Annotated in this window: 2 protein-coding genes; one reads left to right on the top strand and one right to left on the bottom strand. The window is 47.8% G+C overall.

From position 1 onward, the window contains the following. The gene (locus MHH92_RS12955) at positions 1-12273 is read left to right on the top strand and encodes an SDR family NAD(P)-dependent oxidoreductase (RefSeq protein WP_340904095.1); all 12273 of its coding nucleotides are present in this window, start codon (positions 1-3) and stop codon (positions 12271-12273) included. 82 nt (positions 12274-12355) lie between these two features. Here the strand turns inward: MHH92_RS12955 and MHH92_RS12960 are convergent, their stop codons facing one another. Next, a complete protein-coding gene (locus tag MHH92_RS12960; protein ID WP_253509486.1) occupies positions 12356-13591 on the bottom strand; it encodes a cytochrome P450 in 1236 nt (411 codons plus the stop codon). Between the last annotated feature and the right edge of the window lie 80 nt (positions 13592-13671).

Below are 13671 nucleotides of genomic sequence, written 5' to 3' on the forward strand. Positions count from 1 at the left end.
ATGAAAGACGACTTGTATCAAATATACAATGATATCAGAACACGTAAACTAAATCCGCAAGATGCTGCCAATCAACTAACCTCTTTAATGGCGCAAAATCAACACACCCAGACTTCCTGCGAGTCTCAGAAATCCGGGAACACGCTTCAGGCTGATACCGAGTTACATGAAAAGACACGCAGAATGTTGACTAAGGCTGTGGCGGATCAATTGAAGGTACGACCGGAGGAAATTGAAGCCGATGTGGAGCTCAGTGAGTATGGATTTGATTCCATTATGTTAACCGAACTGAGCAACTCCCTGAACAAGAACTACAGACTGAATCTGACCCCGGCCGTTTTTTTTGAACATTCAACTTTAGCGCAATTTACAGACTATGCTTTGGAAACCTATGTTGATCAATTTGCAGAACTGTGGACATCTCCTGCCGAGGCAAGAGATGTCCAGAAAACACATATTTCATCTGAATCCACAATGAAGAACAGATTTAAGTCATCCGAGAACTTTGAAATGGCTCACCATTATGAGAATGCTGAGACTTCTGAGAATGCTGGAACTTCCGTAAATGATGAGAGCTTTCATCAAGCTCAGGAAAACGCCAAGCATGGAAACTCCCGTCTGATGAGAGATACCAACCCGCGATCTCAGGAAAGCAACTCTCCAACCTTTCAGCGAGCAGACAAGGCGATAACAACGTTTGAACCTGTTGCGATCGTAGGCATGACAGGAAGGTTTCCGATGGCAAAGGATACGGATGTGCTGTGGGAAAATTTAAGCGAAGGAAGAGACTGTATCACCGAGATTCCATTGTCACGCTGGGATTGGAAGTCCATTTATGGAGATCCCCTAAAGGAGTCGAATAAAACCAACATTAAATGGGGCGGATTTATAGATGGGGTGGATGAATTTGATCCTTCATTTTTTGGCATCTCCCCGCGGGAAGCGGAACTTATGGACCCACAGCAGCGTCTGCTGATGCTCTATGTATGGAAGACCATTGAGGATGCGGGCTATGCTGCTCAAAGCTTGTCTGGAAGTAACCTGGGTATATTCGTGGGCACCTCCGGAACGGGATACAGCAGTCTGATTTCCCGTTCCGGAATGGCTATTGAAGGGTATAGCTCAACCGGAATTGTTCCATCCGTAGGACCCAATCGAATGAGCTATTTTCTGAATGTACATGGTCCAAGTGAACCGATAGAGACGGCTTGTTCAAGCTCGCTAGTTGCCATCCATCGGGCAGTAACAGCGATGAGAAATGGGGATTGTGATGCAGCCATCGTTGGCGGTATTAATACCATCCTGACCCCGGAAGGGCATATCAGCTTTAACCGTGCAGGGATGCTGAGTGAAGACGGACGCTGCAAAACCTTTTCCGAACAGGCTAATGGGTATGTTCGCGGTGAAGGTGTCGGCATGCTGATGCTAAAGCGGGTGAAAGATGCAGAACAAGCGGGAGATCACATCTATGGGCTGATTCGGGGTACAAGCCAGAACCATGGTGGACGGGCCAACTCCTTAACGGCACCGAATCCGAAAGCACAGGCAGACCTATTGATCCAGGCCTATCGCAAAGCCGATATTGATCCAAGAACCGTCGGTTATATCGAAACCCATGGAACGGGGACACCTCTGGGTGACCCAATTGAAGTGAACGGGCTGAAGGCCGCTTTTAAAGAGCTGGCTCGTCAATCAGGAGATGAACCGCTCGGAACACCGCACTGCGGTTTGGGTTCTGTAAAGTCTCATATTGGACACCTTGAGATGGCTGCTGGTGTGGCGGGTGTCATGAAGGTATTGCTTCAGATGAAGCATCGTAAGCTCGTGCCAGGCTTGCATCTGGATCATATTAACCCTTATGTCCAATTGGACAACAGCCCGTTTTATATTGTGCAGGAAACAAGAGAATGGGCTGCTCCGAGAGATAGCGATGGCAGGGAAATGCCTAGACGTGCGGGAGTGAGCTCCTTTGGTTTTGGCGGCGTGAACGCACATATCATTTTGGAAGAGTATATTCCGAATCGGGAGAATCATGAAAAAAATACAACAGCAATCCCCGGACAACACCCTGCGATCGTAGTGTTGTCCGCCAGAAACGAAGCACGATTGCGTGAACAAGTGAATCTATTGCTTCAGGCCTTGCGTGAAGGAAAGTATGCAGAGAACGATTTGGCTAATATGGCCTATACGTTACAGATCGGACGCGAGCCTATGGAGGAGCGATTGGCACTGATTGTGGGGACTATGGCTGAATTGGAGACTGGCCTGACTCATTACATGCATGAAGGAGCAGTCACAGGTCATGACGGGATTGAAACGTACAGAGGGCAAGCCAAACGCAAGGATACACTCCTGTCACTAACAGAAGATGAGGAAATGCAGGATCTGGTCCATAAGTGGTACCTGCGTGGCAAGCTGGGCAAAGTCGCAGAGATCTGGACAAGAGGGTTCATTGTCCAATGGTCAGCTCTGTATGATGGGAAGAAACCAGACAGAATCAGTCTGCCAACGTATCCGTTTGCCCAAGAGAAGTATTGGGTTCCGATCCCGGATTCCCGAATGCCGCGGCCATTCGAAGATGAATATTCGAACTTGGCAGGGGTTCTGCATCCCCTTGTACACAGTAACATTTCCAATTTATACTCACAGCGCTATAGCTCCATTTTTACTGGAACCGAGTCATTTTTGCAAACTTCTGTTACATCGGGCAAACGGACTTTTCCCGATGTAGCCTGTATGGAAATGGCTCGTGTGGCGGCGCAGCATGCCATGGAGTCGTCAGACGGGGATGGGCAATCGGTGATGAAGCTCAGATTATCCGATGTGAAGTGGGTGCAGCATGACACAAACATCCTGAACACGGAGTTTCCATTACAGATTCAAATTGAAATTTACCCTGAAGAAGATCAGAAAGAACTTTTTTTCGAAATCAGCAGTGCAGGCAACAACAAGGGACGGCAGTTATTAACGACGGGAAGAGTCTCCAGACCGGAAAGATCTGCCTACGACCTAACAAGGTTTGACTTGCAAGCTGTACGTAACCGGTGTGAGTTGGATTCCAACTCAGCTACATCGGACGCGGATAATGCATGGTCTGGCGGGCAGACGACAGGCCGTGTGAAACAAAGTTATAAGGGGAATGGAGAAGTGCTGCTGCACATCTCCAGTTCCGAAGAAACTACAAGATCTACCAACATGTTCATTGATCCAAAAATGCTGCAAGACGTCATTCAAGTTGGATTATGTGAACTTTGTGGGCAACAGAGTCAAGTGAACCTCGGGGGAGCGTTTACCATAAAATCAGTCCATTCCTTGGAGGTTTTGCAGGATGGACAACCTGTTTGGGTATGGATTCGCCTGGGCACGGCGCCACATCATGATTCGACTGGAGCGGTTAGATCCGATCTTAGACTGGACGTAGCCATAGCCAATGACGCTGGTCAGGTTCTGGTCTGGATGGAACAAGTCACCGTGAGTGTGCCCGAGGTAGAAGGCGTAATCCTTCTGGAGCCATACTGGGAAACGGCCCCGAACCGCATGTCTTCTTCCGTACTGGTTTCATACAGCGAACACCGGATTATCCTGTGTGGTGAGTTGAAAAATTTCACGATGACCGAAATGTTGAAACAGGGAATGCCAGGGGTTTCCCTGATACAACTCGGTTCAGCAGGAACCCTTGCACAACGTTACGAAGCATATGTGCTTGCCCTGCTGGAGCAGTTCAAAGATGGTGAGAGCCTTCGTCATGAAGGAAGCAAATTCATTCAGGTTGTCATACCTGACGATGCAGAACAATCCAGACTGTGGACAGGGCTGTCTGGCCTGCTCCGTACCGTTCAGCTTGAACATCCGCAGGTGCGCTGCCAGCTTGTTGAAATGCAGCGTGATACGTCACTGGAACAATGGGTGGAACGGCTTAAGTCCTGTGCAAATTTGCCGAATGAGGATCACTTGCGATATATGGAGAACCAACTGTACCGTGCATCGTGGAAGGAACTGGTTCAGGACGTATCCACCGAGGCAGTGAGTTCCATCGGGGAGTGTTCTAATCGGGAAGGCCATGAGCATCTGCCATCCCATCCGTGGCAAGACGGGGGCGTATACGTTATTACTGGAGGCGGCGGTGGTCTTGGACCCATTTTTGCACAGGAGATCGCACTCAAGGCGACCGGGACAACGATCATCTTGACGGGCAGGTCTCCAGCGTTGCCAACTGCCGTCAGGCAGAGGATACAGGAACTGCCCGCCCACATTCAATACTTGACCATGGATGTAGCGGATGAAGAGAATGTTCAGACAGTGCTGGCGATGGTCCGTCATACGTATGGGAAAGTAAACGGCATTCTGCATGGCGCTGGCATTACCCGGGACCGTCTGCTTGAAAATAAAACAGGTGCAGAGTGCAGAGAGGTGCTGGCATCCAAAGTTGCAGGGACGGTTTATCTGGATGAAGCAACACGGAGGGATGATCTGGATGTCTTGATTTTATTTTCTTCCGGTACAGGTGTGACAGGAAACATTGGACAGGCAGACTATGCGGCTGCCAATGCTTTCATGGATCGTTATGCTGCTTATCGCAATACGCTTGTCCAACGAGGAGAGCGGACCGGACAAACGTTATCGGTGAACTGGCCTCTTTGGGAATCGGGAGGTATGCAGATCAATGAACAGCAATTACGCAATTTGAAAAAACAGACGGGCATGCACCCTCTGCGTGAAGAAGAAGGAACGGCAGCCTTGTATCAGGCATTGGCAAGTGGAAGAAGTCAGGTACTGGTTGCGGCAGGTGAAGTGACTCGATTGAGACAGAAGTTTTTGTCTTCCCCCGATGCTCTTGACTCACGGAATGCGGGGCAGCCAGCAATCCCAGAGGAACAGACGGATACAGCCTGGCTTGAACATAAGGTCAGGGAAACGATGGCTTCCATGATTTCGTCACTTCTTAAGGTGCAGGTTACACAAATTGATCCCGAGGTTGAACTTGGGGAGTATGGACTTGATTCCATCATGCTGACGGAACTGACCAACACACTTAACGAGAATTTCAACATGAGTCTTACCCCGGCACTGTTTTTTGAATATTCGACGCTGCAAGCCTTCTCGCAATATGTAACACGTACCTATCAACAACAATTTTTAACGAGATTCTCATCCAAGATGGTTCCCACACAAGCGAAGAGTGGAACTGAACGAGCTGAACCTCTTGTTTTCCGACGATTTACAAGTAAACATGCCTCGGACGTGGGAAGGGTGAAGCCAACAAATGTCATGGAGGATCAAGGCATTGCAATCGTAGGCATGAGTGGTATTTTCCCGATGGCTGCTGACCCGGAGGAGCTGTGGGACAATCTGGCAGCCCAGCGGGATTGCATTACGGAAATTCCTCGGTCTCGGCGGGAAAAGTATGCTTATCAAAAGGATTCTTTAAACGAGACTGGGGAGCTCGACATGATCTGGGGAGGGTTTATTGAGGGTGTGGATCAATTTGATCCCGGATTCTTTGGTATTTCTCCCCGTGAGGCGGAACTTATGGACCCGCAGCAGCGGCTGCTAATGCTGTATGTGTGGAAAGCGATTGAAGACGCCGGATATGCTCCGCAAAGCCTTTCTGGCAGCAAGCTTGGCATATTTGTAGGAACGGCTGGTACGGGATACAGCAATCTCATCGCGTCTTCAGGCATGGCTATGGATAGCTATACGTCCACGGGAATTGTACCTTCGGTTGGACCGAACCGGATGAGTTATTTTCTTAACGTCCATGGCCCGAGCGAGCCGATTGAAACCGCATGCTCCAGTTCCCTGGTTGCGATCCATCGCGCAGTCACGGCGATGAGGAACGGGGATTGCAATGCAGCCGTTGTAGGCGGTATTAATACCATTTTGACACCCGAAGGATATATAAGCTTAACTAAGGCAGGTATGTTGAGCAGTGATGGTCGGTGTAAAACGTTCTCCGCTCAGGCTGATGGATATGTTCGAAGTGAAGGGGTCGGCATGTTGATGATCAAACCTCTCAAGGATGCCGAGGAAGCGGGAGATCATATCTATGCCGTTATCCGTGGAACAAACGAAAACCATGGAGGTCGCGCCAATTCATTAACGGCACCCAACCCCAAAGCTCAGACGGAATTGTTATTCGAAGCGTACCAAAAAGCGGGAATTGATCCGAGAACGGTAGGTTATATCGAAACACACGGCACAGGTACTCCTTTGGGCGATCCGATCGAGGTCAATGCGCTTAAAGCGACGTTTAGGAATCTGTATGAACACACAGGGGATAGCCAAATGGGAGAGGCACATTGCGGACTAGGCTCGGTAAAAAGCAATATAGGGCACTTGGAGATGGCTGCTGGCATTGCAGGTGTAATCAAAGTGCTGCTGCAATTAAAACATCAAAAACTGGCTCCAAATCTTCATCTGGATGAAGTGAATCCTTACGTGCAACTGGAGGACAGTCCGTTCTACCTTGTTCGTGATCTGCAAGAATGGAAGCCGATTACAAATGCGGACGGAAAGGCGATGCCAAGACGAGCGGGGGTCAGTTCGTTTGGTTTTGGCGGTTCCAACGCTCACGTCATTCTTGAAGAGTATACGGGAAAATCGGATAAAAAAGAGGCGAATCACTCAGCGGCACCTGAATATCCGACAATGATTGTTCTGTCTGCACGGAATAAAGGTGAACTTCAGGAGCAGGTTCGTTTGTTGCTGAAGAGATTGCAGTACGATTCATATATGGATGCTGATCTCCGCGATCTGGCCTATACGTTACAAGTGGGACGTAATGCGATGGAGGAGCGGTTGGGTGTGCTGACTTCCGGCATCGCCGATCTGAAGGAAAAGTTGAGCGCAGCACTGGATGGAGGCATGGAACAACTACCAGAAGGTTTAATGTACCAAGCGGGTCTGCAAGGTGGCAAAGAAGCATTATTGTTTAACATGGACGAAGGCACAGAGGAAATCGTAAACCAATGGCTGCAAAACGGTTCCTATGGAAAGGTGCTGGATCTGTGGACCAAGGGATATCCGGTTCGTTGGGAGCATTTATATAAAGATGATCAAGATAAACCTTCCAGGTTAAGCTTGCCCACGTATCCATTTGCCAAGGAAAAGTATTGGGTGCCGTATCAGTCCGTCCAAAAATTCGAATCGGTTTCCCCGGCCGAAAGACAACAATTTGGTTCTGAGAGTCAGCACGTACCATCGGAAGAAGCAACGGAACTACTTTCTTTTCAGGAAATTTGGGAAGAATCCTCTCACCTTGACTCAGATTCGGCCAAGCTGGCCAGAGAAAATGTCAGGGGACTGATATGTCTGTTATCGGATAAAAACAAACAGTCCATCATTCGCGAAATGTTGGCTCGCCGCAGTCCGGATACCGAGGTCTATTTTGTTGAAGAAGCAGGTGACGAAGCTGGGAAAATGGATCGGGAGGCTTACTGCCAACAATTTCGCATGATCGCCAAGCAAGGAGATCATATTGATGCGGTTCTGTATCTGTGGCCGTTTGATGACGCCCAATATTTACGTGATACAAGTCCGATTGTACACATGATCCAAGCGATGGTTATGGAGAATATACAACCCAAACGTATTTTATTGGCTGGAGAACATGCCACTGCGCTGGATCAGTGTTACCTCGACTCATGGATTGGCTTTGAACGTTCAATAGGTCTGAGTATGAAGAAGACGAAATTAACCGTATGCAGCTCGCAGGCACGACAGAACTCGGATATGTTGGCATTTGCGGACCTGTCGAACCTGCTGTGGGATGAACTTTTATCGGAATCGCCACAAAGTGTTCGTTTTGAGCATGGACGTCGTTTGGTAAGTCGAATGAAGCAAGTTGATTTAACTGAACATGCTGATGAGTATACCCGTTATCCGAAGCCTGGACAGACTGTATTGATTACAGGTGGACTTGGCGGATTGGGTGTTATTTTCGCAAAAGTCTGGGCTTCAAAGGGAATCAATCTTGTTTTGATGGGGCGATCTCCGCTGGATGAGATGAACAGGCAATTGCTCAAGGGCCTTGGAAAAAATGGCAGTCAGGTCATATATGTTCAGGCAGATGTGAGTGAAGCGGCAGAAGTAACAACGGCTCTGCAATCCGCAAAAATGCAATGTGGCGATATCCACGGATGGGTCCATGCCGCCGGAATGGAAAGTCAGGAAACCCTTCTGTCCAAAAGCATAAAAGAGTTCGAGCGAGTGCTACGTCCCAAGGTTAAAGGGTTACTTGTGATGGATGAAGCGTTGCAAAACGAACCTCTGGCTTTTCGCTGTTATTTTTCATCCTCGTCGGCGCTGCTGGGGGACTTTGGTTCCTGTGACTACGCAGTGGCCAATCGTTTTCAGATGGCGTACGCCCAGATGCAGGATCAGAATATTCGTACAATCGCCATTTTATGGCCACTTTGGAGAGAAGGCGGAATGGGCTCCAGGACGACAGAAGGTACGGACATGTATCTGAGAACAAGTGGATTGCGTTTTCTGGAAAAGGATGAGGGGATCGCTTTTTTTGATCAGGTGATCAGACAATCCGGTACACATCAGCTTGCTCTGGCGGGAAGGCCAAGCCGGATACATCGTTTTTTGGGCTTAGACATGCCGGCTTCCAAGCAGTCCTCCCCTGGATTGCGCACAAAAGCGAGAAATCAGGATCAGGCCCAAGTAAGGAATTCACATTCACCATTAGGCAAGACTTTACAGGAATGTGTAGGGCAAGAACTGAGAGGCTGGGCTGCCCAACTGTTGAAAATGGAAGCAACCAAGTTGGACCCGGACCGGAATCTGGCGGATTATGGTTTTGATTCGATCAGTCTGGCAGAATTCGCTGAGCTTATGAGCCAGCAATTCCGGCTTGAATTGTCACCGACCGTCTTTTTTGCACATGCCACCCTGAACAAACTTTCGCAGCATCTGATCACATCCTTTTCCGAAGAAATGGAAGCAAGGTACAGCATGATGTCAACCGCATATCCAACACAAATACAAGATCACTCCCATACAGACAGAAACACCAATCCATCTGTAATGGAGCAGCTTGACGGATCAACGGAGCATCCTGTCCCTGAACCTTCTGAACTTCACAGGGAAGAACCCATAGCCATCATCGGCATGAGCGGAAGGTTTCCGCAGGCAGGCACCATCGAGGATTTGTGGACAAATGTTGAATCAGGTTCTTCATGTATATCGAGATTGCCCCGCAGTCGTTGGACCTCAGAAGGCGGGAAGGATGTAACCGATGAGAATGCTGGTATTCCTGCATGGGGAGGTTATTTGGCGGATATTGATCGCTTTGATCCGATGTTTTTCCATATTTCACCGAATGAAGCAGCGATGATGGACCCCAGACAACGTCTATTCTTGGAAGAGGCATGGCATGCTCTGGAGGATGCCGGTTATATGGGGGATCGTATTCGTGGTCAGAATTGTGGTGTATATGTTGGGGTTGAAGAAGGCGAGTATGGTTATTTGACAGCAGAGAAAGGATCGATTAACGGTAATCAAAATGCCACACTTGCGGCCCGTATTGCATATGTTCTGGATCTGAAAGGGCCCAATATGGCGATCACCGCCGCATGTTCTTCAGGGCTGGTAGCTCTTCATCAGGCATGTCAGGCGTTAAGAAGCGGAGAGTGCGACACAGCCTTGGCCGGGGCAGTGAGTCTGATACTGTCTCCCATGCTGCACACAGCTCTCCATCGGGCAGGCATGTTATCCCCCGACGGCCAGTGCCGCGTATTTGACGAACGTGCTAACGGAATGGTGCCTGGTGAGGCTGTAACCGCGTTGATGCTCAAACCTTTGAAACAGGCCATTCAGGACGGAGATCATATTTATGGCACAATTAGAGGCAGTGGTGTTAATTATAGCGGACGAACCAATGGATTGACTGCGCCTGATCCTGAGTCACAGGCAGAGTTGATGAAAATGGTGTACAAACGGTATCGGATTGATCCACGCAGCGTGCAGTTCATCATGTCGCAAAGTGTGGGATCACCGATAGGAGATGCAATTGAGATGCAGGCATTATCCAACGTATATGGTTCTTACAACGATCAGGACATATTCGTGGCGATTGGCTCCGTAAAACCTTTAATCGGACATACCTTTGCGGCATCCGGTTTGGTTAGCCTCATAACGATGTTGATGGCCATGAGGCATAGAACAATTCCGGCTTTGCATTCCTATGAAGAGCCTAATCGGCATATCAACATGGGCATGGGCAGCAACCTCAATATCAATAAAGAAAACAGACCGTGGAGAACGCCGTTGAATGCATCAAGAATGGGAGCGATTAGCACCACAGGCATCAGCGGGACAAATGCACATGTGGTCATCGAAGAGTACGTTGCCGCGGAGACAGAGCAAAATGATGCAGTGAGCGAAGATTCGGTGGCCCAAGTTGTCATTCTATCGGCGTTGAACAAGGAACGCTTGCAGGCCGCTGCGCAGCAACTCCTGAATACAGTCATATTAAATAACGAGATGAGCCTGAGGGATGTGGCGTATACGCTGCAAGTGGGCAGAGAAGCGATGCCGGATCGCTTGGCTCTAATTGTGAGTCATAAAAAAGAACTCATTACCGGGCTGAAGAAGTTTTTGAAAGCGGAAAAGGCAAATAAAAACTGGGTTGATTCTTGTCCGATGTTTACTGGAAGGGCAGAAGAAGACTCGACAGTGAAGGAGCTGTTGTCAGGAAGGACTGGCGAAAAAATATTGAGAGCTTTCATGGCTGAGGGCAACCTTGATAAAATTGCACTGTATTGGTCCAAAGGAGGCAACGTTTCATGGGAAGGTCTGCATGAAGGAAAGCCTGCTCAAATCATTTCATTGCCTGGGTATCCATTTGAAAAGAGAAGATGCTGGGTTGACCTTACTCATACTCTTGCTCATGCTAAATCGGTGGTCGTTTCCAGCCTGGAGAAAGGGGCTCCTGATTCCAGTATAGATGTAGCCGGGAATACATCACTGGAACACAGGATCACAGCCATCATCCTGAATCTGCTTGGTTTGGAAAGCGGTGAGATTCAGGAATCAACACCTCTTGTGCAATATGGAATGGACTCCATCGTGTTTATTCAGTTGATTCAACGATTGCAAACCGAGCTGAATCCTGAAATCAATGCAGCAGATTTGCAACATTGTTTGACTTTGGCAGACATCATAGCAAGTCTGACAGACAGATTAAATCAGACCCCTATGCTTCAGGGCAAGCCAACAAGTTTTAGCGTCACCGGACCGGAGGAGAAAACAAATGGCTCTTTGAAGTCGGTTGTTAAGTCATGGCCACAATTTCCCGAACTTGTTCGGCTGAATCATGCTTCTGAAGGCAGACCCGTCTTCTGGTTTCACGCCGCAATGGGTGGTGTTGAAGGTTATCAGGTTATTGCATCCCGGTGTACGCGACCCTTCTACGGTATCCAGGCAAGAGGCTGGATGACTGACCGCTCTCCGTTATATGGGATCGAAGGCATGGCGATGTATTATGTGCATGTCATAAAAACCGTTCAGCCGGAAGGGCCGTATGATCTTGGCGGTTATTCTCTTGGCGGCCTGATTGCATATGAGGTGTGCAGGTTACTTCAGAATCAGGGTGACCAGGTGAACAGCATGGTGATGCTGGATTCGATCTATCTCTCTGATGAAGACGAAATGACTTCGTCAGACAAAGGTTATATTTTACAGTCCGTTAATATGTCGCTAATGTCTTCGATTCTTCATCAACCGGAGAAAATTGCAGACACGTTAATTCACCGCGATGAAATCAATATGGAACTAAGTAATGAGGATTTTCTTAAACACTTAACAGAAATTGCGAAATCCAGAGGGCTTTTCAAAAATGAGAAGCATCTACAGCAGCTCATTGAGCAATGTGTCAAGGTTCAGCAGGCATATCAGGCAGATCAGTACCAAGTTCAATCGCTTGCAGATCGAGATGCTGTGGCATGTTATTATTTCCGCAATCAAAGCGGACATTTCTTTGGTGAACTTGAGCCTTACTTTGTCACGGAGGAAGATTGCATCGAACTGAACAACTCAACCTATTGGAGCATATGGGCGGAGAACATTCCGAATTTTAATTTGTTTGACATCGATGTTTCCAACCATATGTTACTGTTGTCCAATCCCGCAAGCTCTGATCGAATAGGTGCTTTCTGCAAGCAGTTGTATTCAAGTGAAGGGGTTACGGAAAAAGACATTCAATCCTTCAAAAAAAGCACCAAAGCAAGAGTCCCACGCAAGAGTTCCAAAAACCAGATCAAATAAGATCAAATAAGATCATCAAAAAAAGCGTTGCTCATGAATGAGCGACGCTTTTTTTGATGATCTTACGATCTTTACATAATGGTCATCTATTGTTCAAGCGGACAAGCAGTCGTTGAAGACCGCGAAAGCCTACATTGGGAAGCCATTCGGGCTCATCCTGAATCCATTCCATATGGGGATACCTTGCGATTAGGCGGCTCATGGCAATCTCTGTTTCCATCATCGCCAACTGGGCACCGATGCAAGAATGAATTCCTACACCAAAGGCCAGATTTCGTGCCTCATTGCGTTCAATATCAAATAGATGAGGATCGGTAAATTTTCGCGGATCATGATTGGCTGAACCGAAGCAGAACATGATCAATTCTCCCTTTTTAATCTGCTGATCCAGAATTTCCATGTCTTCAAGGGCGGTTCTTACGGTAATCTGTGCAGGGCTTTCATAGCGAAGGACTTCCTGAATGGTGCTTTTGATCAGACCCGGAGAGTCTTTCAATTTCTGAAGTTGTTCCGGATGTTTCATCAGTGTAAGCATGCCATTCCCAATCAGATTACGTGTGGTCTCATGTCCGGCGAAGAGCAGCATGGCACATTGCGCATGAATTTCTTCAATTGTCAGGTGCACACCATCATCATCAGTTGCTTCTATAAGGTAAGTAATAAAATCTTCCTGAGGATGTATTCTTCGTTCTTCAATCACATCTGTCAAATAGGCAGTCAACAGAACCAAAAGATTTTGTGCACGCGTGACATCCTCATATGTAACCGTCATGGAACCGAACAAGTGAACGAGGCTATCTGCACATTCGGCTACACGTTCATATTGTTCCTCAGGCAGACCCAGCAGTTTCATAATGACTTTGGTGGGAAGCGGGTAAGCATAATCCCGAATCAAATCCACCTCTTCTTTTCCTTCCAGTTCATCAAGAGAGTCGTCGATTAGATCCATAATGTAGGGAGCCAGATTTTTGACTGACACGGAGAAGGCCTGGGTTAACATTTTGCGATATCTGATGTGAGAAGTGCCATCCTGAAGGGACATCCACATTGAGAACAGACGAATAAACTCCAGAATTCCGTAAAGCTGTTGCTCCGAAAACTGGACTGCCCAATATTGTTGTGCCGTGTTATGGGAAATGCGTGGGTCTGCAATGTACTTGTTTACGGTTTCATATCCACCGATGTACCAAAGTCCTCCATAAAGATTCACTTTGTGAATTTCGCCTTGCTGAATCAGCTGTCGATACACGTCATACGGATTACCGAAGAAGTTTTCATTATAGAATGTGGTTGGATCATTGACATCAATGACAGGCATTGACAAGTGGTTTCCTCCTTTTATCACGCGCTTTTTGAAAAATAAAGGAAATTATACAAAAATAGAGTAGCATGTATACT

This window comes from Paenibacillus sp. FSL M7-1414 (assembly GCF_038003195.1).
Taxonomy (GTDB): domain Bacteria; phylum Bacillota; class Bacilli; order Paenibacillales; family Paenibacillaceae; genus Paenibacillus; species Paenibacillus amylolyticus.